Below are 26284 nucleotides of genomic sequence, written 5' to 3'. Positions count from 1 at the left end.
CCCAAATGTAACCGCGTTGGTTATCTTTCAGGAATAGTAACCAGGTTGGTTACTATTAGCAAGCGTCACAATTGGATGCACGGCTGGGAAGGGGGGAGACTAGCGGCATGGACGCCTCGACGACAGAGCCTGCAAGTGCATCACCTCGCAAGCGAGGACCCTATGCGACGACTCCTGCTCGACGAGCGCAAATTGTGCGTGCCGCTCTCGCGAGTTTTGCTGAACACGGCTACGAACGGGCGTCGCTGCGTGATATCGCTGCCCGTGCTGACGTCACGCATGCCGCGCTGCTGCGCCACTTCGCCGATAAAGACGAACTGCTCGTCGCGGCACTGGCTCAACGCGATGCCGATGACGAAGAATTCGCACGCCACATCATGGAGTCTCGTGTTTCTGCCGAGCGAGTATTGTCAGCAGTCTTGAGGAATGAGTTTGCGCGGCCGGAACAGGGGCGCAATTGGTTGGCAATCACCGTAGCGGCGACCAATCCTGAGCACCCGGCGCACGACTTCTTTGTTAAACGACGGGAGCGGATGCGGTCACACCTGTCGAGTCGTCGCTTCGGCACTGATGAAGATGGCGAGGAAGTCAGTGCCGACGACAAAGTCACAATGTTGATGGCCATGATCGACGGCCTTCGTATTCAGGCGCTGATGGACCCTCATCATGACGTTCTGCCCCTACTCGAGGTCTTTATGAGGGTCATCGCAACTCCGAGTGCTGGTCACGATCCTCAGGCAGGAAACACCCCGTCATGATGATGAACGAACTTTCATTTGACCGTGTGCGAGCCGAGATACAGCCCGGTGCACTGCACATTCCTGATTGGCTGGACAGCGGAGCCCAAAAGAAGCTCTTAAACATGTGTCGCCAGTGGGCCGCGCCACCAGCTGGTTTACGTGACGTTCGTACACCGGGCGGAGGGAAGATGAGTGCACGCCAGGTCTGCCTGGGGTGGCACTGGGCCCCGTATCGGTACGCCAAGAACGTTTTTGACGGTGATGGCGCGCCAGTAAAACCGTTCCCCAGTTTTCTTAATGAGTGTGCTCGGCGAGCGGTCGCTGACGCGTACGGCCCTGACTACGAACTGTCGGGAGACTATGACGTCGCCGTCATCAATTTCTATGATGCGAACGCCCACATGGGGATGCACCGAGACCAGGAGGAGCTAGCCAGAGACCCCGTCGTGTCACTCACGCTCGGCGACGCCTGTCGGTTTCGATTCGGGAATAGTGAGTCGCGCAATAAGCCATATGACGACGTGCGGCTGGAAAGCGGCGACCTCTTCGTTTTCGGTAAAGAAGCCCGAATGTCGTACCACGGCGTGCCTAAAGTTTTTGCGGGTACAGGGCCAGCAGGCCTCGGGCTCAATGGCCGTGTGAACATCACTATGCGAGTCAGTGGGCTGCAGCCCTAACACTGGCGAGAGATCAGTGCCCAAAAACTGGGTTTCACCAAGCAGGTCAGATGTACGGGCCTTACTCGGTCGCGCGAACTGCGAACACCATGCCCATAGCGCGGTGATTGCTCACCGAGCACCAGCCGTCGAGATCGGCTGAGATAACGCCAACCTCGATCACCTGCGATTGTCCTGGGCCCAAGTGTGCCGACCCGGTGTTGTTCGCGAACACAAGATCATGCACAACGTCACCCGTGTTATCGAGTGTGACGACAAGCTCATTACCGACCGGAACATCAACCGCATCTGGAATAAACCGCATTCCCTCCACTGTCACAGTGACCTCTGTCGTCTGGCCCGTGGCAGGAACCTTGGGTGTTGAGGAGCATCCGGCAAGCACCAAAACTCCGGCACCCACGGCAAAACCACTGGACTTAAGAAAATCACGGCGCGAGAAAAGCATAATTATGACTCCGAGGGTTGCAGGGGCAGGGTTGGCCCATGATTCCAGGCCAAAATAGCGGGCTGTTCGCGGGCAAAACCCAGCACCGAAACCGAGCCCGCATCGAGCGAAATAGATGCAGCAAATCGTGGTGCCTGACGCAAAAAGACAGCCGTGAGAATACGTAAATAATGACCATGCGCGACCAGCGCAACATCGCCAACCGCTATCGCAGGCAACACCCGTGTGAGCACACGAGACGCACGAGCAGCGACCTCTTCTACCGTCTCGCCCGGAGTTTTACCGCGAATAACACCGTGCTCAAATGCTGTCCACCGGTAACCGAGTTCCGCACGAATATCGGTCGTCGTACGGCCCTCATAACCGCCATAATCCCACTCCACCAGCAAAGAATCGGTGTCGGCATCAAGACCAGCGAGCTCGGCCGTGCGTCGCGCACGCTGCAGAGGGGAACTCAATACAAGCCTAAAGTCGTACCCTCGAACCAGCTCACCGGCAGCACGCGCCAACTCTTCACCCCGCGCAGTCAGCGGAATATCGGTTAAACCCGTATGGCGCCCGGCACGCGACCACTCGGTTTCGCCATGACGCAGCAGCACAAGCTTGCCCGACGGGCAGTCTGGCGCAGGCCGATCAGGCAGTGGATCATGTGCGACGGTCACGGCATTACCGTACCCCTTCGCGCTGTTTGCCGGGTTGATCCGGTTGCCGAGAACAGCAAGATCGCCGAGGGGCGCAAGATTTACACGAAATCATGCTGTACCCGGCAATTTTGCTGTTTTCGGCAACGCCTGACGTGCAATCCCGGATCACGGCGCGTATATGGCCAAAATTAGGCGTACACGCGCCAGAAAGTCGGGCCGCCCACTCCGTTTCCGTTAGCTGGCCGGATTTTGGCTGTCGAGCCACTGAACATAGTGCTCATCGACGATCGGTTTACCGTCGCGGTCGACGAGCACAGTGATCCCGCCACCGAATCCCTCAGAAACAGAAACATAGAGCACACCCGTCATGTTGTCGCGCAACACTCTCGGGCCGCTGAACACGCTGTCGCGGTGAATAACCTCAAAGCGCTTACCGGTCATGATTCCACCTGAACCTTCCCCGTCGACGAATCGACATTCAGTCGGGTTTTTCGATGAACGCGCTACCGTAGCACAGCTGCCGCATAACGATTGGGGAGTGTCGCATTGTGCGTGCCGCGTCTGGGGCTGTGGGTGGCATCCGGTTGGGTACCCCACTGTTTCGCTGGCCGACTATTCTCCGGATGCTGGTGTGCCGGCCGGTTCGGTGAGAATTCGTGCGGTTGCCGTGGCCATGTGGATAGCCATGGCCGACGCGGCACGGTCTCCGTCGCCTGCGCGGATGGCTTCGAGCACGGCCTCGTGTTCGATGAGGGCACTTTCGGCATGGTCGCGGTCGTGCACGGCACGGTCAGCGTAAACCCGCAGTAGTGATCGGATCACATGCAGCTGGTCGGTGAGTGTCGCATTACGGGCAGCTTCAGAGAGTGTGTGGTGAAAATCGAGGTCGGCGCGGGCAAAAGCAGCAAAGTTGTCGAGGGCGTCGCGCATGCGGTCGACCGTGTTTTGTAGACGGGTGAGAGTTGCTTCGTCGCTGCGGGATGCTGCCAGGCGTGCAACAAAGATCTCTAGACCTTCACGCATTTCAAGAAGTTCGGTGGTTTCGCGCCCACCAATTAACAGCCCCCAACGGAGCGTTTGTGGCAGCAGTTCACTAGCCGAACCGCGCAGATAGGTGCCCGACCCGGGCCGCACATCGACGATGCCTAAAATTTCGAGCGCGGCTAATGCTTCGCGCACGGCCGAGCGGCCAACGGCAAGTGTCGAAGCCAGTTGGCGCTCCGGAGGCAGACGAGTGCCGGGAGCGATCGAGCCACCCGTAAAAAGGTCGAGCATACGCCGCGCCACCTCAGACACCGGAGTGCCGGAGGGTAGGGATTCGAGCGCTGCCGTGATCGTATCGACAGGCTTCGCAGGAAAAGCGGGCATGCGAACAACCTACCGCGAATATTTCAAAGCCATTGCACAATTGGTCAACCGGTTGATAGGCTGTTGCGAGTTTCCGATGCGGTACTTGCGCGTACCCGATTGCGCTAGACCCAACTGTGAGTCGTACTTTTCAAAGGAGATAAGAGAATGTCCCGCACGATTCGAACGCTGCTGGCAACAGTGGCCGCCACGGCGATGGCGGCTTCGCTGGTTGCCTGCACCGCAGCAGACGACAACGATACGAACGGTGGTAATGCTGCTTCGGCGGACGCCCCCTCAGTCGTTCTCAGCAATGCATACATTGGCAACTCATGGCGCCAGTCGATGGTCAACACATTTGAAACGTCGGCTAAGCAAGCTCAAGAAGACGGCTTGATTTCGAGCTTTAAGGTGTCCAACGCACCCGGCGAAAACTCCGCAACCGACCAGATCGCGCAGATCAAGAGCATCTTGCTGGAGAGTCCCGACATTCTGCTGATCAACCCAGCCTCACCGACGGCACTGAGCCCCGTCATCGCACAAGCCTGTGCGCAGGACATCACCGTTGTTGTGTTCGACTCCGGTGTTGAAAGCGACTGTGCCTATGTTGTGACGAACTCATTCCCTGAGTGGGCGAAGGTTGCCACCGAGAACGTGGTGGACGCCATGGGCGGCGAGGGAAATCTCCTTATCTCGCGCGGTGTCGTTGGTTCCGATCCTGAGGCGCAGTTCTTTGCTGCGCAAGAAGACGTTTTGGCTGACTTTCCCGACATCAATGTCGTGGGCGAGGTCAAGGGCTTCTGCTCGAGTGCTGAAGCTCAGAAGGCTGTCGTTGGTGTGCTTTCTAGCCTGCCCGAAATTGACGGCGTTGCCGGTTGCGGTGACGGCTTCGGTATTGCTCAGGCATTCCAGTCGGCCGGGCGTGACATTCCTGCCGTTGCATTCGAGCCCAGCGGACGAGCACTGCGTTTCTGGGCAGAAAATGATGTCGCTGCTGGTTCGATTGCCATTATGTCTGACCCGGGTCAGTCGGTTGCCGCACTCTTCGTGGCTCTCGCTATCCGTGATGGCGTTGACGTACCCCAAACAACCGTCTTCCCCTCGGTCTTGATCCTCGAAGAAGACCGCGACACCTGGATCGACGCCGTTGGTGACGACGAAATTGCTTCATGGCCGTGGACAAAAGACCTGGTCGACACCTACATTCAGGCCAACATCGACGACACCGTCGAAGACGCGCCGCTGCCCCCCGTTCCCACCAAGGGCTAAGTAGACGATCAAGTCATAGGAGAAGTCGATGGCGGAACAACAGGTTTTGCAGCAGCATCCGGTGCTGAGTGCACAGGATGCCGTGAAAACCTACGGTCCGACTCGTGCGCTCACGGGGGTCACACTCAGTGTGGCCCCCGGTGAAGTGCGTGGAATCGTAGGACACAACGGTGCTGGCAAGAGCACACTCATGCGGATGCTTGCCGGAATCGAATCAGTTGACTCTGGCGTGGTCACAATCGACGGCCGTACCGCCCCCGGCAGAGCAGGGTTTCCCGAGGTGCGAATGGCGTTTCAAGAAACGTCGCTGGCGGGTGAACTGACCGTCGCACACAACGCCTACCTGTCGTCGCGCAAGCTTTTCTCAGGCCTACGCTGGCGCGCTCAAGCACGTGCCGCGATCAAACAGCGGTTGCAAGAGATCTTTCCCGGAAACACTATTAGCCCCGACGACTATGTCGATGACCTCACCCTGGCAGGGCGTCAAATGGTCGAAATTGCTCGCGCAACGCTGTGGGATGACACGCGCGTGCTTATCCTCGACGAGCCGACAGAATCATTAACGACGGATGCCACCGAGAGTTTCTACTCGTACGTAGCCGAGTGCGCAGCATCCGGAATTGCCGTGATCTTAATCTCACACAGGCTTGGCGAAGTGATCGCCGCCAGTGACGCAGTCACCGTACTCAAAGATGGTGCCGATGTGGGCACCTATCCAGCCGCAGAGCTCACCGAAGACGACCTCTTTGCCGCTATGGGAGGCGAAGAAGTAACGGCCGCCGAGAAAAAAGCGCGTGCACGCCAAGAAGTCGGCGAAATTACATTGCGAGTGCCCGCCGAAACCATGGACGGCTCGAGTTCCGAAATTGTGGTCCGCCGCGGTGAAGTCATCGGCCTCGCTGGAATCGCAGGACAAGGCCAAGAAGACATTCTCGAAAAGATATGGCGTCACACGAGCGGACTGACTGTTCATGGCCGCTGTTCGTATGTTCCTGGTGATCGCCAAAGGTTCGGAATCTTTCCGTTATGGACAGTCGGAGAGAACCTCGCAATCTCATCCATCGGAAAACATGCGAAGTGGGGAATCCGTCGCCGCCGTAGCGAAAACCGCGAAATTGACAGGTGGGTCAACGCACTGAAAATTCGCGGTGGCGCGCACTCGATGATGACCGCACTATCGGGAGGAAACCAGCAGAAAGCCATAGTCGCTCGCGCATTTGCCTCTGATGCCACCACGATTCTGCTCGATGACCCCTTTCGGGGAGTGGACGTTCACACCAAGGGCGAGCTGTATGAATTGCTTCGTGATGAAGCTGAAGCGGGGCGTTCCATTGTCTGGTACTCCAGCGAAAACGCGGAAATGCAACACTGCGACCGCGTATACGTACTACGTGCCGGACGCATCGCAGGAGAACTCGCTGGCGAACAGATTGAAGACTCCGCGATCATCGCACTGTCATTCGCAGAAACCAAGGTGACATCATGAGCGAGACTGTTTCTGTACGGGCACGCACAGGGCCAAGCCGTCGGCTGCCGCGCGGTTTCCTCGCGCGCATCGCCCCCTCCGGCATCACCTTCATTGCCATGGCGATCATCCTGATCGTCTGTATGAGCATCCAGCCCGCCATGATGTCGACGGTGGGCCTCACCCTTGTTTTTGCATCGATCGTGCCCATCGTTTTCGCTGCTCTCGCCCAGATGGTTGTTATGAGTGTCGGAGACATCGACCTCGGGATCGGCGCATACATCGGACTGGTCACAGGCGTATCGGCAACGATACTGCGCGACTCCCCGCTGCTCGGCTTCGTCACGCTCGTGGGGCTTGTGCTCGCCTATGCCGCAGTTGGAGCACTCGTGCAACTGCGCAAAGTGCCGTCGCTGATCGCGACACTGGGTGCGTCTTTCGTGTGGTTCGGAGTTGGTCTGAGCTTTCTTCCCACTCCCGGTGGCCGTTCGCCCGACTGGCTGTTCAGCTACGCCGCGTGGATGCCGCCCCTCGTTCCCGCGCCCCTCTTGGTGATCACTATCGCGACGGTTGCCATGTGGCTTATCATGCAGCGAACCCCGAGCGGTGCTCGCATCCGAGCGTTGGGCAGCAACCCCGTTGTTCTCACACGTTCGGGACAATCACCGCTGCAAGCACGCATGCTCGCATACGCGATCGCCGGGATTCTAGGCATTCTCGGTGGGCTTGCTCTCAGCGCCGAAATTGGCGGCGGTGACGTTGCATCTTCCGACGGGTACACGCTGGTAAGCGTTGCAGCAGTCATCCTAGGCGGCGGAACCTTCTTCGGCGGTCGAGCAACAGCATGGGGTGCCGCGTTCGGTGCCATTACTCTAGGCCTGCTCACGGTGTTGCTGACGTTCCTGAGCCTGCCATCATCCGTTCAGCCGGCTATTCAAGGTGCGATTGTATTCGTCGCACTAGCAGGCCGACTCATCGTAGAGAAGGTGATGAAATGATCAACCGGCGTAGAATCACCGCCCCACCATGGATCTACTCCATGGCCTTTGCAGCGGCCGTGCTGATCTTGATCGTCGTTGCGACAGGCCGAGGGGGTACGGCAACGTTCCTCTCAGCCCTCACATTGGTTCCTTATCTTGTGCTCGTAGGCACAGGGCAAATGCTCGTCATGACGTCAGGGCCCGGCAACATCGATGTTTCTGTAGCATCTGTGATCTCGCTCGCTGGATACGTCTCGATCGCCGTATCATCATCGACCGGATCAGCCTGGTTAGGAATCCTCGCAGCAATCGGCGTTGGCCTCGCCACCGCGTTCGTCAGTGTCATTGCTATCACTGTTGCATCGATTCCCCCGATCGTTGCCACACTGGCATCCGGTCTTATAGTGAGCTCGTTCACACTCACCATGGCGAACGGATTCTCAGGCACCGCGGCCCCTGGGCTACGTGCCTTCGTGAATGCGTCGCTCTTCCGTGTGCCGTGGTTGGCAATCTTGACTGCCCTGTTCACCGTCGGCATCGCACTGATGCTGATCTATACCGTGTATGGTCGCAGACTACTTGCGGTTGGCCAAGCGTATGGAGCCGCTGACTACGCGCGCATTCGCCCGGCCCGCATCATGGCGAGCACATACTTTATTTCGGGAGCGCTCGCAGGGCTCACGGGCGCACTGTTGGCAGCGTTCATTGCTCCAACACCCGATTTGGGTGGTGCATACCTGCTGGACTCCATCGCCGTCGTCGTAATCGGAGGAACGCTCATCTCGGGTGGTCGTGCGGTTCCGCTTGGCGTGTGGGGCGGCGCGATGTTCTTTATCTTGCTCGATGCTCTGCTCAACCTTGTCGGATGGAGCCTAGCCGGACAAAACATCCTGAAAGGACTGCTTGTTCTCGCCGTTCTCTTCCTCGCCGGTGGCCGCCCGAAACTGAACCGTAAACAGCGAGCGACCGGTGCCGTTCCAGCAGATGCTGACCCGGAAGACGCCGAAAAGCCGACCGTCACCACCCCAGGAGCCACCGCATGATTGGTCTCGGTACCTATGCGTTTTTTTGGCAGCATTCAGAGCGTGCGCCAGAGCCATTAACGCTGGTGGGGGCTTTCGAGCAGACTCGCGCGCTCGACGTCGAACTGTTTCAGATCTGCGACTATGCACCTCTCGATACGATGAGCGAGAGTGCACTGCGTGACGCAGCGCGAGCCGCTCGCGAACTTGGCATCACGGTCGAACTCGGCACGAAGGGAATCGTTCCCGAACATTTGTCGCGTTATCTGAAGATGGCAGAGATTTTTGATGCGCGACTCCTGCGCAGCATGATTTATGGGCCCGATAGTCGGCCCACGCTTGCCGAGGCAGAAACGTGGCTGCGTCACAGCGTGCGTGACTACGAGGCATGCGGGGTCACCCTTGCGCTGGAAACCTATGAACAGGTGGGCACGGCCGAACTCGTGGGCCTAGTTGATCGTCTTGACAGCCCTAACGTTGGCATTTGTCTTGACCCGGCCAACGTTGTTGCGCGGCTCGAGAACCCGCGCGAATGTGTTGAGCAGACAGCGGCAGTTACTCGCAACGTGCACGTGAAAGATTTTGCGTTCGCTCGGCAAGACGGCTGGGTGGGTTTTACCTATTCGGGTGCCGAAATGGGTCATGGCATGCACGATTACCGTCACCTACTCGACACCGTGAGGCCACGAGAACGCAACATCAACGAGATCGTCGAGCACTGGTTGCCGTGGCAAAACGACGCGACAACGACCATCAACACCGAGCGGGCCTGGACCCGCGCAACACTGGAATATCTGAGGAGCACACTGTGAGCACTTCGCACAAAATCGCGGTTATCGGCGCGGGCGGCAAAATGGGCATGCGCGTATCGAACAACCTTGTTAAGACTGACCACACTGTGTGGTACGTCGAAAAGTCGCCAGCTGGTCAGCAGCGTACGATCGATGCCGGCCGTGAACTCACTGAGGCGAGCGAAGCAGTGGCCGACGCCGACATCGTTGTGATGGCCGTACCCGACCTGGCTCTTGCTTCTGTATCGGCCGAGCTTGTTCCGCAACTGAAATCGGGCGCGATCGTACTGACGCTTGACCCTGCGGCCGCCTACGCTGGGTTGCTCACCACGCGTGACGACGTCATTCAGGCAGTGGCGCACCCCTGCCATCCGTCGATTTTTCTTGAGCGCACCACAAAAGAAGAATGGGCCGACACTTTCGGTGGCATTGCTGCTCCGCAAGATGCTGTCGCAGCGGTCGAAAGTGATGACCCGCAAAAACAGCAGGTGGTCGAAGACACCGTGCGTGCCATTTATGCGCCCGTGATCGATGTGCACTGGGTGACCATTAAACAGCTTGCACAGTTGGAGCCCACCCTGGTTGAGACTGTTGCGTGCATGATTGGTGCGCTGCTGAATGAAGCTCTCGAAGAAACCGTTAACACGATGGGTGTTCCCGAAGCCGCTGCCCGCAGCATTCTGTACGGACACGTGCAGGTGGCGCTTGCCAATGGTTTGCGTGGCGACAACCCGTTCTCTGACGCCTGCCTGATCGCTATGGATTATGGCCGCGAGTCGATCATCAAGGATGACTGGAAGAAGATCTTCCGCGATGATGAACTCGACAAGAACCTTGCCCGGATGCTGCACCTCGACAAGATCGAACGGTAATTATGTCTCGACTCACAGGGCGAACAGCTCTCATCACAGGATCAGGTGCCGGTATTGGCCGTGCCGTGGCTGAACGTTTTGCGCGCGAGGGCGCTCGCGTTGTGATCGCTGATCGCGATGCGGATGCCGCTGCAGCCACGGCATCCGACATTGGTGAAGCAGCGTTGCCGGTCACGATCGATATCTCTGATGAGGCGTCGGTAGAGGCGGGGTTTGCTGCGGCGGTTGACGCGGGCTGGGCACCCAATGTGGTGGTCGCTAATGCTGGCGTGCAACTTTTTGGGCACGACGCGAAAGCCGCCGATCTTGACCTTGATGTGTGGCGTCGCACGATCGACATCAACCTCACCGGCACGTTCCTCACCGTGAAACATGCTCTACGTAGCATGCTTGCTGCCGGGGGAGGGTCGATCATTCTCACCGGTAGCCCCACGGGGCTGAATGGCGAGGGGCAAGACTTCACCGCATATTCGGCATCGAAGGCCGGTATTCACGGGCTTACCCGCACCGTCGCCGCCGCATATGCCCGCGAAGGCATAAGGGTCAACACGGTTGTTCCAGCCTATACCGAAACCGGTCTCGTCACGACTATTTCAGACGACCCTGAGGCTCGCGCGGCCATCGTGGGCCGTATCCCTGTGGGTCGGGCCGGAACACCGGCCGATGTTGAGGGGATCATGGTGTTCTTGGCCAGCGACGACGCAGAGTTTGCCACCGGCGCGCTCTTCGCTGTTGACGGCGGCATGACAACCCTCTAATTTCTCAACGATCGAAACAGAAAATTCACGAGATGAGCAGCAGTAGCCATTGGTGGCGCCACGACAGTCGTCGTTGGCGTAGCGGCCCGTGGACTCTTGAGCTTCGCGATGACGAGCTCGCTGAAATCTCTGTAAACAACCGGATGCTGGTGCGCAGCGTGCGCGCTGTTGTGCGAGACAACGGCTGGAACACGGTTCCCGTTCGTGTGCTGGCCGTTGACGACGGTGCTGATGCACTGCGTTTAGAACTCGAGCATGATGGTCTGGGCGCCAGCATCCGGTCATATTTGCGTGTGGAGCGTGAGCCCGACGCCCTGGTGGTGACGTGGGAGGCCACGAATGGCGCCAATTTCGATACGTGCCGCACGGGGCTTGTTGTGCTGCATCCGCCGACAGATGCCGGTAAACCTGTGCGCGTGGAGCACAGTGATGGCGCGATAACCCACGGGTCGTTGCCCATCGATATCAGCCCACATCAGCCAATTTTTGATATTCGTGAGCTGCGGATTGGTGACGACACCGCGCACACCACGATTCGTTTTGCTGGCGATATTTTTGAGATGGAAGACCAGCGCAACTGGACCGACGCCTCGCTAAAAACATATAGTCGTCCGTTGGCCCTGCCTTTTCCCTATCCGCTTGGTGCAGGGGAGCGAGTTATGCAGTCGCTGCGTATTAGTGGCAGCGACGGTGCCCCGCATGCGCTTTCGATCGCCGATGCCGACGGGGCCGAGTCAATTACGGTGGAAGATTCCGGATGCCTGCCGACCCTAGGCGTTGAGGCGGCGACAGCGCCCGACCCTATACCCGTGACCAGTATTGGCAGCTTTCGTACCGTCGAACTGAACCTGGCAACGGCGTCGTGGCGTGCAGCGTTAGAGCGTGCCGCACGCGACCGACTGCCCCTTGATGTTCGCATTGTGAGCGATGGCAGCACCGCCCATCTACGCAGTGCCGCTGCAGCGCTCGCGGCACACAACGTTGTGCGCGTTATGGTGTGCGAAACCGAATGGCATATAAGCGATGCGCCTCTCGTAGCCGAGCTACGTGCAGCGCTGCATGAAGCGGGCAGTACGGCGGCTGTGTGGGGCGGCACTCGGTCGCACTTTACTGAGCTGAACCGCGAGTTTGCGCGCGTGCCTGCCGATGTCGACGGAATCATGTGCACCGTCACGCCCCTTTTTCACAGTGTCGACACCGAACAGCTCGTGGAATCAGTGGCCATGCAGCGTCTTATCGCCCGGCAGATTGTGCGTATGGCGGCCGGTAAACCTGTGCATATTGGCCCGGTAGCGCTGCGCCCGCGATTTAACAATGTCGCCACGCGTCCCCAACCGTTACCCACCCGAAGCGACCTTTCGCAGGGATATGGTGCCGAGTTCACCGGCAGCGTCGATCACCGCCAGAGTGCGCAAGAACTTGCCGCATGGACCCTCGCGTCGATCACGGCCCTGTCGGTCGCCGGCATCGACTCCCTGGCCTACTTCGAAACCTGGGGACCCCGCGGCCTCATCGACGACACCAACCAGCTAACTCCGGCTGGCGACATGCTGCAACAACTGAGCGCCCACAGCGGTGAACCGACTGCTTCCGGATGCAGCACTGACGGCCTCGTGTGGGCGCTCGCCGTCTCACCCGACAGCGCCCCCGCCATCACTTACGTCGCAAACCTCGACCGTCACGAACGCACCGTTACCGTGCGGAATGACGGTACAGACTCAGCGGCCGTGACGGTGCCCGCCGGTGGATGGGTGCGAGTGGGCAGAGAGTAATTCCATCATCGGTTAAGTGACCGAGCCATACGGGTATAGGTGTGACGCCTTCCACGTACAGCAATCGAGTACGCGAGGATGTTTTCGGGAATAGCGGTTCCTGCATACCCGGCGTCCCCAAGGTGATGAACATCGGCGCCCGCCATTTTTGCCGATAGTGCGAGTTGACGCATCGTCTGTTCGTCGGCGCCCTCCTGTGATGTCCCGATCGTTGTCATGGCAAGCATGCCGAGCTTGTGGGCGCGAGTGACAAGTGTATTGGCGAGCTCGAGAGATACGCCCGGGACTGTTCCTGGGGCGGGGATGAGGAGCATGTCGGCTCCGGCGCTGGCGAATGCATCGACATCGTCGATCTCAACAATCCCGTGAGCCGCGTTGAATACTCCAGCCGCGTGCATGCGCCCGGCAGCCAGGACGACGGTGTCACCGAGCTGCTGCCGGATAGACCGCAATGCGTCAGCGATTGTTGCGTTCGACACACCGGCGCCGGGGTTTCCCGTCAGCACAATCAAGTCGACTCCGAGATCAGCGGCAAGCTGTGCTGTTTCTCGTGTGGCTCTGCGTCCCTCCGGAACAAAGTACGAGCCACCATCGGGGGAGTGATATTCGTCGACCGGCTCAAGGTTTATACCTACAGGCCGACCGGTAAGACGTTTGATCTCCCGAATCATCTCGGACGGTGGAGTGTCGGCTGGGAGGCCATCAATGAACGGGGTGTGCACGTCAAAAAGGTTGACGAGGATGATGTCCGCACTCATCGCGGCCACGAGTTCCGCGTTGCTGACAGAGACAAGAACCGGTTGCGTGGTGGCGGCCACTTCGCACAGTACGGTGCGGCCTTCACTAGCCCGAATCGCGTGGATCAGCTGTTGTTTGCTGATTTCGGCGGTGTCAGAAGCTGAGTGATCGAGGAGGCGGAGAGTCATGGATATTCCTTTGTCTTAATTGGGGAAACGGGCGGCATCCACCTGCCGCGGCGTTCCCATTCCGTGCCGCTGGAGAAGAGCGGGTTGCTGCGAGCTTCTTCCAGCCCGTTCTCCCAGAACGTCTGAGGCCCTTCGGTGTCGATGGTCGAGTACTCCCAAGTCATTCCGTCCCACGCATACAGACGCAGTGCCGCCGCACCTGGGCCGAGGCCACCTGCGCTGAACTGCATGCATGAATCACCGATAGGGGCTGTCGAAGTGACATGTACATGTCCACACAAATAAGCAATGACGTTTGGACTGCTGCGCAACAGCGCTGCCAGTTCGCCAGCAGATCGGTCGACATAACCCTGTGCCCCAAACGGTTCAGTGCTGGTGAGAGGTCGAGTTCGCACAACGGGATAATGGCCTACCACAACCACCGGACCGGAGCAGTTTTCAATTGCAGACCTGAGAGCATCGAGTGCACCATCGGGGTCGTCTTCGCGTAGGACGACACCAAGCACCGTGAGGTTTTCTGTAGCGGCGCTCGGAACAAGTTTTGTACCGAGCGCCGCTGCGTAGCCGGTTTCTGCAAACGGAATGTCTTCGTAACGCTCCATCAACGGAAACTGAGCACCTCGCGTGACATTTGCACCGAGATCGTGGTTACCGGGAACTGCGAGCCACGGTACTCCCAGTGCATCGAGCCACTGTGCTGCGAGAGCAAAGTGTTCCGGAGTGCTTGAGCCACGGTTGGTGAGGTCTCCACTGGCAATAACGACGTCAGCGCGGAGCTCACCAACGAGGCTCCGAATTCTGTGCAGGCGAGCATACAATCCGTCGTACTGTTCGTGCCCATCGGGCTCGAGATGGAGGTCGGATACATGCACGATGCGCGTCGCGCGCCGGGTTCCCGGTGCCATATAACGTCTGCTTTCGCGAATAAGAGTGAGACGAGAACTAGCCTGCAGTTGCCGCGTCTTGAATACCCGTAAGAATTTGCGCCACATCCGCGCCGCTGTCTACGGTCAGGCCGATGTCTGACTTGATGCGCCCGTTGGCTGCGGCCCAACCAGGGTGGTTCGGGTAGAACCGGGCCGTGTTGAGCAGATCAAGATCGGCCTGGGTGAGTCCAAGCTCCTCGTCATTCACCGAGACGTCCAGTGCTGACTGGGTGAGAGCGAACAGACCTTCTGTCTTCGCGATCTGAGCGTAGCGCTCGGGCTCGTAGAAGCGCTTCAGAATCTCCTGCACCAGTTGCTGGTTACCCGGCTTTTTGAACGCCATCAGGTTGTCTTGAATGCCTAGAATCGTGGGCTCGGCACCATTGTTCGTGGGGTGCGTGGTCGCCGCGATGCTCAAGCCAGCCTCTTTCACTGGATCCATGAACCCTGGAACGTCTCCGAGTGGTGCGTATGTCATGGCTGCCTTGCCCTGAGCAAACAGCGGCCACGTTCCATCCCCGGTGTTGGACTGTCCTGCATTGGGTTGTGTGCAACCCTCAGCTGCGAGGTTCTGAAGAAACTGGAATGTTTCGACGTTCGTTTCGCTGTTGATCGTCCATTCTCCGTCTTCAAAAAATTCGCCACCGCCAGCGAATACCCATGCTGCAGCGTTACCTGTACCACCAGTAGCGCCCAGTGAAAGCGCGTAGGTGACGATGTCTCCGGGTAGCTTATTGATGGCATTGCAGGCATCGCGTAGTTCATCGAAGGTTGTGGGCACGTCGATGCCAGCCTCAGCCAGAATCTCTTCGTTGTAATACATGGTGTTGGCGCTGGAGACAAACGGTAAGCCGTATAGCCTTCCGTCCATTTCGCCGTTGGCTCGGAATGCGGGAAGGAGGTCGTCGATGATCTCTGGCGTCAGCACTTCGTCGCCCGTGTAAAGAAGGTCGGCTGCCGCGTAGTCCTGAAAATTCGTGAGGTTGAGGATGTCTGGGTATTGCTTAGTTTGAATGAGTGTGTTGACGGTTGGTTGCAGGTTTCCCCAGTCAAGAACCTGTAGGTCGACCTTCACGTCCGGATAGTCCTGGTTAAAGTCAGCGATGATTTCTTTCCAGTACCCCTCGGTTCCGGGAGAATACTGCGCAACGACGATCGACAGTTCGTCTGCTTGCTCATCGGTCGCGTTGGAGTCTGTGTTGGACGCAGGCCCGTTGGAGCAGCTTGCTAAGAGGAGTGCTGCGGCGGCCGCCGCACCGACTCCGAGAATTCGCTTGTTCATGGTGTTTCTTTCTGTGTGGTGGATTTACTTAAGAGAGCCGGCGGTGAGACCGCCGACTAGGCGACGTTGGATCAGAGCAAAGAGGATGACCGCGGGAATGATCGCCATGAGCGAGGCCGCGAACAGATACTGATAGTTGGTCTCGAACACTCCGACGAATCGTTGGATACCGACAGTGAGCACAACACGGCCTTCTCCGGGCTGGTTGAAGATGGTCAGTGCGATCATGAACTCGTTCCATACACCGATGAAGCTGAAGATCGCAACGGTGACGAGACCTCCGCTGATGAGCGGGAGCAAGATACGCACCAGTGTTCCGAACCTGCCGAGGCCATCAAGGGTTGCGGCTTCGTCAAGTTCGAGAGGAATCGCAGAGAGGTTGGCAAACAGAATCCAAACCGCGAAAGCGAGATTGAACGCTGTGTTGACGACGATGATGAACCAGTACTCGCCAATGGCGTTGAGTAGCAGTGCCTCTTGATACAGACCGATGATGAGCGCGATGCCGGGGAACATTTGCGTGACAAGAATGAGCCCGAGGAATGCGGTGCGACCGCGGAAACGGAGACGTGAGGCGGCATAGGCCGCTGGCACAGCGACAAGCAGTACGAGCGCGGTCGAAGCGAGAGCCACGGTGAGGCTTACACGAAAGTAATCGGCCAAGGGGATCTGCGTGAATACCTCGACGTAGTTTGACCACATCCACCTATCGGGAAGATAGGTGGCCGGCATCGACCACAGTTCATTCGTGGTTTTCAGCGATGACAGGAACATCACCAGATAGGGAGCGAGGAAGAAGACCCCGATAATGACGGACACCGTATTCGCTACTGGTTTCGATATGGCATGGATGAGCCGCGTTAGTGATCTGCCGAGCGGAGCAAATATGCGTGTGACTTTTACGCCCAGGGAAATAAGAGCGTCATCCACTGTTTCCGCCATGGCGCGTGCTCGCAACGCTAAGCGCGAGGTTCGATCCTTATCGGTCTCGATCGGTGAGGCCCAGCGCATGTAGATGAGAATGAGCGCGACGAGAAAAATGACGTTGAGTACACCGAGCGCGGCCGCCTCACCCGTGTCGAGTTGCGTGACGAACGCGATTTTGTACATCCAAGTGATGGTGGTGTCGGCCACGTTGCCTGCCCCAGCACCAGTGATGACCCAGATGACGGTGAACGCATTGAAGACGTGCAGCAGGTTGAGCACCATCGCCACAAAAATTGTTGGGCGAATCGACGGAATTGTTATGCGCCGCCAGATTGACCACGCACTTGCGCCATCGACGCGAGCGGCTTCCACTAATTCAGCAGGAACGGTTTTTAGCCCGCCGAGAATCACGAACGTGGTGAACGGAATGGACGTGATGATCCCGACCACCATGACCGAGGCGAACGCAGTTGTGGGGTCTTTGTACCAGTCTGGGTAGCCCGATATGAGGCCGAGATCGTTGAGAACCCGGTTCAGTACACCGGAGCGGCCTTCAAGAATGAAACGCCAGACAAGGCTTGTCATGACCAGCGCTGCTGCCCATGGAACGATGAGCGAAAAGCGTAAGAACTGTCGCCCCCAACCGGTTCCATTCAACAGCGATGCCAGCGCCAGTGAGACAACCATGGTGCCGACAACAACTACTACAAGCCACAGCGCTGTGTTGAGCATGATGTGCCCAAACATGGCTTCGTTGAAAAGGCGTAGATAGTTGGACCACCCCGCAAAGCCAGCGATTTGCCCGATCCTGTTCACCTTGACGAAGGAAAGGTAGACAGAGTACGCGGCAGGAAACGCAACGATAGCCATGATCAGCAGGACCGTGGGGGTAATCCACGGTATTGAGGCCACTGCCGCACGGATTCTCTGTAGCTTTGGTTTGCTGATCACATGCTCATACTGGTGTAGTCCGGTTATAAATGTCAAGGGTTTTGGGTACGTGATAGCGTCCATTGCGTGCACTGTCGGTAAACGTTTGCCGTGGAAGAGAGACCGGGAGGGTGAATGGCTCGCAGTCCAAACCGCCCTGCCTACACGGAAATGCTCGCTCCGCTGTCTGCCGCGCGACCAAAGGGAATCCAGGTCTACGAGCGATTGACTGCGCTCATCTCTGATATGAGCGCCGGATCATTACTTCCATCGGAGCGGGTGTTGGCCGAGCAATTTGGCGTGTCGCGAGTGACGGTGCGCAATCAGGTTGATCAGCTGGTCCGTGAAGGCTTAGTGACACGAGTTCTTGGGAGCGGAACATACACTTCGCAACCTCGCCTGCCGATCGCATCCGTGCTGCCGTCGTTTTCACGCGAGATTTTGGCATTGGGTATGAGCCCGGGTGCCCGCATCATTAGCGCAAAGAGAAAGGGCGCCAATTCGATAGTCGCCGACTCGCTGGGCGTCGGTCTCGATGCTTCTGTGCTCGAGGTCGTTCGGGTGCGAACCGCTGATGGTGCCCCGATTTCTTTAGAGCACACGTACTTTTCGTTAGAACGGTATCCAGGCTTGGAGACGGCGCCGCTCGAAGAAGTGTCCGTCCGCGAATATCTGCAAGAGAAGTATGGTTCCGGCGGAGTGCGAGCCGATCGGCGATTCACGATAGTTACGGTGGATACAGAAGAGGCTAAAACTCTCGAGATTGAGCCGGGAGCACCCGTGTTTAAGGCTGAGGTTACTGTGTTTGATGCGGACGACGAGGTTGTTGAAGTTGGCGCTGCGTTGCTTCGTGCCGATCGCTATGAGATTCGGATGCAAGTTGGTACGACGCGAGGACGACGGGTTCCTTGAAAGCACGGTGAAATCAACGAACATCGGTGATGAGGCCAAGTGCATTCTCATATTTTATGCGGGGTGACTCATATTCAGTACGGATCGACTAAAAGTAGCAACGGATGGTTTGTGATGTTTCCCGACCATGCTTGGCCATGCATGATCGGTGAGTATGCAGATGTGCGGGAGGGTTCAATGAATTGCCATCGCACTGGCTGAGATGTCTCGATCTCCAGTTTTTTATATCGTACGTCTTGACCGTAGGGCCACCAGCTCGCAATGATTGTTCGTCCCTCCGGAGTGACCCAGGCGCGAGTGAAAAGCCCAGCGGGTGAGTTTGTGTAGAACTCGGGGGCACGGCTCGGCGCAGTCGGGATCGAGCGCGCTAACGAATTTAACCGTTTAATGGCGAAAAACCCTGCCGACGGTGTAAGAGCATTACGTTTACGTTCTATTAATCCATAATCACCCAATACAGGCCAAAATGGTGAACTTGCAGCGTTACTCTCTTGACGCACGTTCAGGTCAGTTAGCCAGCAGCGAAGAACCTTATCGGATCCGACTGCGAACGATCGTGCAGTATTGCTCGTGGTGATCGGCAGCGAATCTAGCTGGTAGTGAAAGATTTTTCCGTGAGAATGTTCCGGAAAAACACTATTGCTTTCTACTTCAAGCTCAAATATTACATCGCGATACTTCGCCGCCGTACGGATTCGCCGCCGTACGTGTGCCTCGGTATCGCCGGGTACCGAGACTATTCCAATAACTCCAATACCTAATTTACCCCACATTTTCATAGCAAATTCCTGTTGGGTGCTACCTGGGACCATCACGTCACGTACAAGTTGGGTCCCTAAACTCTTGAGAAGCCCGCCTAGTTCTTCTAGTTCATTGTAAGAATAAGTGTGGAGCGCTGACCGGATGTCAAGCGGTCGTCCGCCTATGAGATTGGAAACGGGACTCAGTTGAATGTTTGGGTACCTGCGTATCGACTCCGATCCAGGAGACCGCAAAAATAGCGATGCGCCTGCACCTCCTGCAATACCATGTAATAGTGCGCGTCGCGTGAATTGCATGTGTTTGCTTCCCTGTTTGTGTTGCCGGAGCTAGTTAATTAATCTACGGGAGCACTCGCTCCATCAATCTTGTAATATGAACCTACTCGGATGCCTGTTCGTATTTGGATCGATCGCGTTTTTGCGATTCTGACCGTTGCATCGGATGCGCCATTACTTGATGTCCCTTGAATCAGGATATTTTCCACAACAGTAAAGGATGAAGGTACTGTGCCCACCTCATACACGGTGTCCGTCGAGGTGATGCCTGTATTAGACCATCCGCCGCGGAAATAGAGAACGCCGTTCTTGCGGCGAATTTTTGGGTGTTCTTCGGCTGAAATAGCGGAAAAACCAGTAGCAATTTCAAGGTTGACCCATCCTGTATCAGTTGAAATGCTGTTCCAAGGGCCGCTAGGTCCACTCGACGTTAATCGTAAGCGGCGATCGTCATTAGGGCCGCTGATGCGAACATCGAACGCAAAGTTTCCCAAGTTGAAAATTTCGACAAAGCTGTTGGTTGGGAATGGATTGCCAGCAAGGTCCTTAAGGTTTGTTATCGCGGTATAAAATGCCAGGCGGTGCTGACCGATGCTTCGCATCGTCGACAGCGCTTCTTCCAGGGTTGTCAGCGGTTCCCATGTCACTTGGTTACGTAGTGAGAGATCGTCACTGAGCGGCTGCATACCCGCCCCGATAAATTGCGTTGTTGGTACTGGATATCCGCGTGCAGTCTCGGTCACCTCGAATGCGCCGGGGGTGTCGTCACTGACGAACTCTTGTTGGATAACAAAACCGCCACCTGTTGATCCAGGATCGGCGGCTCGATTAATAACGTTTATGGTATAGAAGTTGCCAAACGCCCAATCGACTCCTTCGCACTCAATAAAACTCGGGTTTAGGCCTAGGTCTGCGTATGTCTTTAGCATTTCGCTCGCAGGAACAAGGCTTTCTGCCATTAGTTCACCGCCGGTGTTGAATACACGAATACCCTGCATGTGAAACAAAGTTTCGAGTTCGGGGCTCATTTTGTCGGGATGATATGCGCCTCCCATGCCTATTGCATAGCAATTAGGCCCTTCTGCGAACCCCTGACTTTTTGGTATCCAACTTTGCATGTACAGGTTTTGAGCTGCGCCAACATTTCCTCCATAGCGCATGGAGGGGATCTCCATAATGCCGATCTCGTTGAAGTCGTTATCTCGTCGGATAAATCGCCCTCGGTTTTGAAAACTCATGTCGCCGTAATTTGAGACTCGCGTGCCCATGGTCCACACGTCGTTGCGCCAGTCGAAGTCGTAATGCATTGGGAAGTTGTAAGTGTCGCTGGGTGCAACGCTGGACATATTTGGAGGAAGCGTTGTGATGTCTACGCGAGCGAGTACGTCGAGCGCTAGGCGAAGATACAGCCATTTTTTTGCTCCGATCTGTCGTATCACTGCCGCTTGCGACAGTGCACTCTTGCCAGCGACGTGAAAACATCGCAGATAAGCACCCGTATCCCAGTCGTACACCGATACAACCCCAGGGTCCGACACAGTCAGGATGTGGCCAGCATCTTCGTCGATGCAGAATGCCTGAGGAAACAGTTCTCCGAAGGCCGCGTCGGCTGCAGCCCAATCATCGTGTCGATAGACGAGATTATGGATGACTTTTTTGCGGTGTGCATTGCTGAGTAAGACGTTCGAAACGGTTGACATGACAGTCGCTCCTCAACCTGGCGCAGAAATAGTGGTCTATGCCACTATTGATCATGAGGTCGCTTTACGCAAGACCCTAAGGAGGTGGCAGTGTGGGCATCGAGTGGATACCGCTGGGGCTGCGGATGCAGGCAGTGCTGATGGCGTTGGCGTTTGTGCTTTCGCTTGTGATCGGCGTGGAACGGCAGTGGCAGCGTAAACATGCAGGCATTCGCACGCATGTGCTTGTCGGGGTCGGGTCGGCACTTTTCACGCTGGTATCGGCCCACGGGTTTCCATATGCTGAAATTGACTCGGCGGCAGTGGACCCTTCCCGCATTGCTGCTCAAGTCGTTTCAGGAATTGGGTTCCTCGGCGCTGGAGTAATCTTCGTACGTCAAGACATTGTGAGCGGTCTGACCACTGCTGCATCGATCTGGATGGCGGCCGCGGTGGGCATGGCGTGCGGTGCTGGAATGCCGACGCTTGCCGGGCTTGGGGTGGTGATTTACATGGTCACTACAACCGTGGTTCCATTCCTGCGACGTCGAATGCGAGTTAAGCGTTTGGAGGACGTGCGTGTTACGTACAAGAGTGGCACTGAAGTCTTGCATAGAGTGCTAGCGCTCGCCGCTGAACTGAATCTGCAAACGACCTTAAAATATGCACGCATTTTTGATGATTCTCATAAACGTGCCCGCTACGAGGCAGTATTTATGTTCACAAAAGATCGCAAGCAGATGGCTCGGCTTGTTATGGAGTTGTCATCGGTGCCAGGAATCTTATCCGTGACGACGCTCAGTGACGACGACCAAGGCTAAACGCCCGTCAATTACTGTGCGCCCCGGTCGCCCACCGTCGACGCCCGAACGATCAGTTCGGGGCGGAACCGCACCTGGTGGGGGCCGGGGCCGGTGTCGCCATCGACGATGCGCAGCAGCAGATCGACGGCGGTGCGGCCGATTTCTGCGGCGGGCTGGCGGATCGAGCTGAGTGGTACGACGGTGGCGGCGGCGAAGTCGATGTCGTCGTAGCCGATGAGTGCGATGTCTTCGGGCACGCGAATGTTGTTAAACAGGCTGAAGGCTTGCAGCACACCCACGGCGAGGAGGTCGTTGGCGGCGAATACCGCGTCGGGGCGGTCGGCGGCAGCGCGCGCAACTATATGTTCGCCCGCTTCGCGGCCTGCCATGACGGTCAGTGCCGGGGTGGTGATGATTTCAAGGGTCGCGTCGGCGATTTCGTCGACGGCCCGCTGTGCTCCGGCAAGGCGATTACGCACCTGGGCGATCGTGTTCGGTCCGCCCACAAACGCCAGCTTGCGTCGGCCGGTTTCGAGCAGGTGCGACGCAGCCAGGTAGCCGCCTTCGATGTCGTCGACGGCGACCGAGGCGAAGCCGCTGTCGGCAGCCTCGTGGTCGACCAGCACGACGGCGGTGCCGGTGGCACGGAGTCGTTCGAGGGGTTCAAGGTTGTCGGAGGCGGGGGTGATGAGCACGCCATTGACGCGCTGTTCTAAGAACAGTTCGACATAGTTCGCTTCGCGAGCACCGCTTTCGTCGCTGTTGCCGATCAACACGACGAGGTTGTCGTGTTCTGCACGGTCTTCGGCTCCGCGCGCAACCTCGGTAAAGAACGGGTTGCCGGCGTCGAGCACGATCAGGCCGATGCTGCGGCTGCGGCCAGCACGCAGCTGTCGGGCGGCATCGTTGCGCACAAAGCCGAGCGACGTGATCGCCGACTGCACACGTTTTATTGTTGCGGGTGCGACGCGTTCGGGCCGGTTGAGCACATTAGATACTGTTCCTACCGATACGCCGGCGGCGACGGCTACGTCGCGAATGCTTGCTGCCATGGGCGTTCCTCCCGTCGCCTACTGTCGGTGAGTGTACGGCATGAGCAGTGCGATGTGCCGCCTCGGGTTGTCATAGTGCGGAATGTTCCGGATGCTGCCCACCAACCCCGCAACTGGTCGCTGCGGCATTTTCGGGGTTTGCTACGGCCGGGGCGGTCAGCACGATACGGTGCCGACCCGAGCCCAGTTGCGCGGGTGCTTCGGTTATGGGCGTGGCGTCGGAGGCGGGCGTGGCGTCGCGCCGCGGGGCCGCTGGCTCGGCAGCATCCGGTGTCGCTGTGTGAACGCTCACGCGCGATGCCGCCGTGTCTGGCAGGTCAAGCGTGGCGGTGATTCCGACCGGAACATCGAGGTCAATGGTCAGCAGTGCGGCCGGGTGTGTGGCAGATTCCGGATGCAACTGCCAGTTGATCGCCAGCCGGCCGTAGGCCGTGTCGATGTGGGCAGCCGCATGGTCGAGGCCGTGTGCGGGCCGTGGTGCCACCCGGGTTTCACGGTAGCCGGGCTGTGCCGGGCTGAGCCCTGCGACCGTGCGATATACCCAGTCGATAACCGCACCGTAGGCGTAGTGGTTAAACGAGAGCATGTTGCCCTCTTCCGAGTCGGGTGCTCCGGCGTCCATGCCGCCGGAGTGGATGCTGCCGTCGGGCAGGATGGCATCCCATCGTTCCCACACGGTGGTGGCCCCACGGTCAACCTGGTACAGCCAGCTGGGTGCTTCGCGGCGCAGCAGCATCCGGTATGCCTCGTCGAGATAGCCGTTGTTCGACAGGGCGAACAGCACGAGGGGAGTGCCGAGAAATCCGGTGGCAATACGGCCATTTTCGGCGCGAACATTGTCGGCGAGGGCTGCGGCTACCGTGGCGCGCTCGTGCTCGGGCGCTATCTCAAATTCGAGGGCGAGTGCGGCACCCGTTTGCGTGCGTAGCGCTTCGTCACGCCACTGGTCCCATACAGCGGCGGCAATGCGGCGGGCTTCGGATGCCGCTTGCTCAGCGCGTGTGGTGTTGCCGGTCACGGTTTCGGCGCGCGCCAAGAGCCGCAGTGACTGCACATAAAAGGCATTGGCTACGAAGTCGCTCGACACCTTCGCCTGCCAGGGGCGTTCGCCGGGGGCGTCGGGGTCGAGCCAGTCGCCGTATTGAAACGGTTCGGTGGGCAGCAGTGTGTTGGTGCCGGCGCGGCGCTGTAGGTGTGTGACCCAGCGGCGCATACTGCGCAACTGCTGGTAGAGAACTTCGTCGCTGCCGGTGGATTCGTACACGGCCCAGGGCACGATGGTTGCGGCGTCGGCCCAACCGGCCCGCCCCATGTTATCGACGGGAACGCCGCCCATGTGCATGTCGTTAAAGCGAATAATGTCGGGCACGACCGAGGGCACGCCGCCCTCGTCGGTCTGATCCACCTCGAGGTCGCGCAGCCAGCTGCGCCAGAATCCTTCGGCGTGCATCAGGGTGTTGGCGGTGGGCGCAAACGCCTGCGCGTCGCCCGTCCATCCGAGGCGTTCGTCGCGCTGCGGGCAGTCGGTGGGCACCGATACAAAGTTGTCGCGCTGCGACCAGAACACGTTGGAGTGAAACTTGTCGAGCGCGGCGCTGGCGCTCGAGAATGACGACCGGGTGGGCAGGTCGCTCGAGATCGCGACGGCAGTGGCGCTGAGTACTTCGACAGGGCCGGTGACTTCGGCGTGCTGAAAACCATGAAAGGTAAAGCGCGGTTCGAGGGTGTGTTCGCCGTCGCTATCGAGAATATAGGTGTCGGTGGCAGCCGCGGTACGCAGCGCTGCCGTGTGCAGGTCGCCGGAGGGTTCGAGTACTTCGGCGTGCCGCACAACAATACGGTCGCCGGCAGTGCCCCGCACGCGCAACCGCACCCAGCCGGTGATGTTCTGTGCCGCATCAAATTGCACGCGCGCCACAGCGTTGGCGGTGTCGGTCGCGGTGGTGTCGGCGCGGGTCTGCGTCATGGGTAGTTCGGCGACGACACGAATAGGGGGCGCCGAGCGTGGTTCGAGCAGCGACGATACTGTGCTGTCGGGCTGGCCGGGGTCAATAACATGCACCGGATGCCACCCAGAGTCGTCAAACTCGGGCGTGTGCAGACCTACGAGGCGGCGGCGATAGTCGATGGTGGTGCCGTCGTAAATACTGGCGGCCTGTACTTCTCCGAAGCTGCCGCGCCACGACGAGTCGGTGGCGAGCACCGTGCCGTCTTCGGTGTCGATTTGGGCGAGTGCGCCCGACTGGTCGCCATAAATGCCGGTGCGAAACGCAAACCCCATGCGGCCGCGGTACCAGCCGTCGGCAACTTCGAGCACAATAACGTTTTCACCTTCTTGCAGCAGGTGCGTCACGTCGATGGTGTCGACAAGAATGCGGCCCTGATATGAGGTCCAGCCGGGAGTGAGCAGGGCATCGGTGGCGGGTGTGCCGTTGATCCAGGCGTCGACGAGGCCGAGCGCCGTCAGGCGTAGGCGTGCGTGCTGCGGCATCCGGGGCATGGTCCAGGTGGTGCGAAGAACAGCCGTGGGTCCCTCAACTTCGCTGGGGATGCCGATAAATGTGGCGCTGAGTGTTGTGGGTGCGGTTTCGATCGTGAGCGGGGTGCTCCACGGGCTCCAGCCGTCGGACGACGCGGCGCGAACGGCGAAGGTGTGCGTGCTGTCGGGTGCGAGGTCGCCCACGGGAACAGCCACTTGGTCGGCCGAGGCGATAGGGGCTTCCGGATGCAGCTGCTCGGCGCTTGTGTGACGGCCCTCGGCGCGGGCAATCTGGTACGCAACCTGCTGCGTGCCGGGCTGGTCGCTGACCAGCTGCCAGGTGAGGCGCAGGTCGCGGTGGGGAACACCGAGCAGCGCGTGAGCGTGTTGCGAGTGCAGTGCGGTGACGCGCAGGGCGGTGTCGTGGAGGGTGACGTCGGGCGTAAGCATGGCGTGATCCTTCTGGCGCGCGTCGGTGTCGCACCACCACTAGTTTGAATCGATTCATTATTGATTGTCAAAACCATTAGATACAAGCAGATACAACCG

24 protein-coding genes are annotated in these 26284 nt (G+C 58.4%); 12 read left to right on the top strand and 12 right to left on the bottom strand.

Annotation, left to right across the window (positions count from 1 at the left end; all coding sequences use genetic code 11):
* Window positions 1-107 precede the first annotated feature (107 nt).
* Together ACQUSW_RS07815 and ACQUSW_RS07810 are read left to right on the top strand one after the other, a co-directional pair.
* On the top strand, window positions 108-758 hold the full coding sequence (locus ACQUSW_RS07815; RefSeq protein ID WP_428931727.1) for a TetR/AcrR family transcriptional regulator: 651 nt from the start codon (window positions 108-110) through the stop codon (window positions 756-758).
* Entirely contained in the window at window positions 755-1417 is a 663-nt protein-coding gene (locus tag ACQUSW_RS07810; protein ID WP_428931726.1) for an alpha-ketoglutarate-dependent dioxygenase AlkB, read from the top strand. Before ACQUSW_RS07815 ends, ACQUSW_RS07810 begins: the two co-directional genes overlap by 4 nt.
* Before the next feature lie 61 nt (window positions 1418-1478).
* On the opposite strand, the gene ACQUSW_RS07805 is transcribed toward ACQUSW_RS07810, so the two are convergent.
* The 4 genes from ACQUSW_RS07805 to ACQUSW_RS07790 form a co-directional block, all read right to left on the bottom strand.
* A complete protein-coding gene (locus ACQUSW_RS07805) occupies window positions 1479-1862 on the bottom strand; it encodes a cupredoxin domain-containing protein (protein WP_428931725.1) in 384 nt (127 codons plus the stop codon).
* A gap of 2 nt (window positions 1863-1864) precedes the next feature.
* Window positions 1865-2524, bottom strand: a complete 660-nt coding sequence (locus ACQUSW_RS07800) for a histidine phosphatase family protein (RefSeq protein WP_428931724.1) — start codon at window positions 2522-2524, stop codon at window positions 1865-1867.
* 216 nt (window positions 2525-2740) lie between these two features.
* Window positions 2741-2947, bottom strand: a complete 207-nt coding sequence (locus ACQUSW_RS07795) for a DUF6440 family protein (protein WP_428931723.1) — start codon at window positions 2945-2947, stop codon at window positions 2741-2743.
* Between the two features lie 171 nt (window positions 2948-3118).
* Complete coding sequence (locus ACQUSW_RS07790; protein WP_428931722.1) at window positions 3119-3874, bottom strand: FadR/GntR family transcriptional regulator; 756 nt, start codon at window positions 3872-3874, stop codon at window positions 3119-3121.
* Between the two features lie 147 nt (window positions 3875-4021).
* Between ACQUSW_RS07790 and ACQUSW_RS07785 the strand changes: the two genes are divergently transcribed.
* From ACQUSW_RS07785 to ACQUSW_RS07750, 8 genes are read left to right on the top strand one after another with little or no spacing between them, the layout of a single operon-like run.
* Complete coding sequence (locus tag ACQUSW_RS07785; RefSeq protein WP_428931721.1) at window positions 4022-5122, top strand: substrate-binding domain-containing protein; 1101 nt, start codon at window positions 4022-4024, stop codon at window positions 5120-5122.
* A 28-nt stretch (window positions 5123-5150) separates the two neighbouring features.
* Entirely contained in the window at window positions 5151-6608 is a 1458-nt protein-coding gene (locus ACQUSW_RS07780) for a sugar ABC transporter ATP-binding protein (protein ID WP_428931720.1), read from the top strand.
* Window positions 6605-7585: an ABC transporter permease gene (locus ACQUSW_RS07775; protein WP_428931719.1), complete on the top strand. Its 981-nt coding sequence runs from the start codon at window positions 6605-6607 to the stop codon at window positions 7583-7585. Before ACQUSW_RS07780 ends, ACQUSW_RS07775 begins: the two co-directional genes overlap by 4 nt.
* Window positions 7582-8610: an ABC transporter permease gene (locus tag ACQUSW_RS07770; RefSeq protein WP_428931718.1), complete on the top strand. Its 1029-nt coding sequence runs from the start codon at window positions 7582-7584 to the stop codon at window positions 8608-8610. The genes ACQUSW_RS07775 and ACQUSW_RS07770 overlap by 4 nt, the downstream gene beginning before the upstream one ends.
* Entirely contained in the window at window positions 8607-9401 is a 795-nt protein-coding gene (locus ACQUSW_RS07765) for a sugar phosphate isomerase/epimerase family protein (protein ID WP_428931717.1), read from the top strand. Before ACQUSW_RS07770 ends, ACQUSW_RS07765 begins: the two co-directional genes overlap by 4 nt.
* Complete coding sequence (locus tag ACQUSW_RS07760) at window positions 9398-10252, top strand: phosphogluconate dehydrogenase C-terminal domain-containing protein (RefSeq protein WP_428931716.1); 855 nt, start codon at window positions 9398-9400, stop codon at window positions 10250-10252. The genes ACQUSW_RS07765 and ACQUSW_RS07760 overlap by 4 nt, the downstream gene beginning before the upstream one ends.
* A gap of 2 nt (window positions 10253-10254) precedes the next feature.
* On the top strand, window positions 10255-11010 hold the full coding sequence (locus ACQUSW_RS07755; RefSeq protein ID WP_428931715.1) for an SDR family NAD(P)-dependent oxidoreductase: 756 nt from the start codon (window positions 10255-10257) through the stop codon (window positions 11008-11010).
* 32 nt (window positions 11011-11042) lie between these two features.
* Complete coding sequence (locus ACQUSW_RS07750; RefSeq protein ID WP_428931714.1) at window positions 11043-12782, top strand: D-apionate lactonase family protein; 1740 nt, start codon at window positions 11043-11045, stop codon at window positions 12780-12782.
* Between the two features lie 5 nt (window positions 12783-12787).
* On the opposite strand, the gene ACQUSW_RS07745 is transcribed toward ACQUSW_RS07750, so the two are convergent.
* From ACQUSW_RS07745 to ACQUSW_RS07730, 4 genes are read right to left on the bottom strand one after another with little or no spacing between them, the layout of a single operon-like run.
* Entirely contained in the window at window positions 12788-13708 is a 921-nt protein-coding gene (locus ACQUSW_RS07745; protein ID WP_428931713.1) for a DUF7916 family protein, read from the bottom strand.
* Window positions 13705-14613, bottom strand: a complete 909-nt coding sequence (locus ACQUSW_RS07740; RefSeq protein WP_428931712.1) for a metallophosphoesterase family protein — start codon at window positions 14611-14613, stop codon at window positions 13705-13707. The genes ACQUSW_RS07745 and ACQUSW_RS07740 overlap by 4 nt, the downstream gene beginning before the upstream one ends.
* A 37-nt stretch (window positions 14614-14650) precedes the next feature.
* Entirely contained in the window at window positions 14651-15916 is a 1266-nt protein-coding gene (locus ACQUSW_RS07735; protein ID WP_428931711.1) for an extracellular solute-binding protein, read from the bottom strand.
* 24 nt (window positions 15917-15940) lie between these two features.
* Window positions 15941-17794, bottom strand: a complete 1854-nt coding sequence (locus tag ACQUSW_RS07730; RefSeq protein WP_428931710.1) for an ABC transporter permease — start codon at window positions 17792-17794, stop codon at window positions 15941-15943.
* Between the two features lie 114 nt (window positions 17795-17908).
* Here ACQUSW_RS07730 and ACQUSW_RS07725 point away from each other — a divergent pair, with 114 nt between their 5' ends.
* Window positions 17909-18685: a GntR family transcriptional regulator gene (locus ACQUSW_RS07725; RefSeq protein WP_428931709.1), complete on the top strand. Its 777-nt coding sequence runs from the start codon at window positions 17909-17911 to the stop codon at window positions 18683-18685.
* Window positions 18686-18759: 74 nt separating this feature from the next.
* Here the strand turns inward: ACQUSW_RS07725 and ACQUSW_RS07720 are convergent, their stop codons facing one another.
* On the bottom strand, window positions 18760-19464 hold the full coding sequence (locus ACQUSW_RS07720; protein WP_428931708.1) for a hypothetical protein: 705 nt from the start codon (window positions 19462-19464) through the stop codon (window positions 18760-18762).
* A gap of 317 nt (window positions 19465-19781) precedes the next feature.
* Window positions 19782-21422 carry a hypothetical protein gene (locus ACQUSW_RS07715; protein WP_428931707.1) on the bottom strand — a complete coding sequence of 547 codons (1641 nt, stop codon included), beginning with the start codon at window positions 21420-21422 and terminating at the stop codon, window positions 19782-19784.
* Between the two features lie 92 nt (window positions 21423-21514).
* Between ACQUSW_RS07715 and ACQUSW_RS07710 the strand changes: the two genes are divergently transcribed.
* The gene (locus ACQUSW_RS07710) at window positions 21515-22222 is read left to right on the top strand and encodes an MgtC/SapB family protein (RefSeq protein WP_428931706.1); all 708 of its coding nucleotides are present in this window, start codon (window positions 21515-21517) and stop codon (window positions 22220-22222) included.
* Between the two features lie 11 nt (window positions 22223-22233).
* Here ACQUSW_RS07710 and ACQUSW_RS07705 read toward each other — a convergent pair whose 3' ends face one another.
* Together ACQUSW_RS07705 and ACQUSW_RS07700 are read right to left on the bottom strand one after the other, a co-directional pair.
* A complete protein-coding gene (locus ACQUSW_RS07705; RefSeq protein ID WP_428931705.1) occupies window positions 22234-23256 on the bottom strand; it encodes a LacI family DNA-binding transcriptional regulator in 1023 nt (340 codons plus the stop codon).
* Window positions 23257-23326: 70 nt separating this feature from the next.
* Entirely contained in the window at window positions 23327-26185 is a 2859-nt protein-coding gene (locus ACQUSW_RS07700; protein ID WP_428931704.1) for a family 78 glycoside hydrolase catalytic domain, read from the bottom strand.
* Between the last annotated feature and the right edge of the window lie 99 nt (window positions 26186-26284).

Source organism: Microbacterium luticellae, assembly GCF_050408645.1.
Classification (GTDB): domain Bacteria; phylum Actinomycetota; class Actinomycetes; order Actinomycetales; family Microbacteriaceae; genus Microbacterium.
Note: the sequence above shows the minus strand (reverse complement) of the source record. Positions and strands in the feature narration are given on the sequence as shown.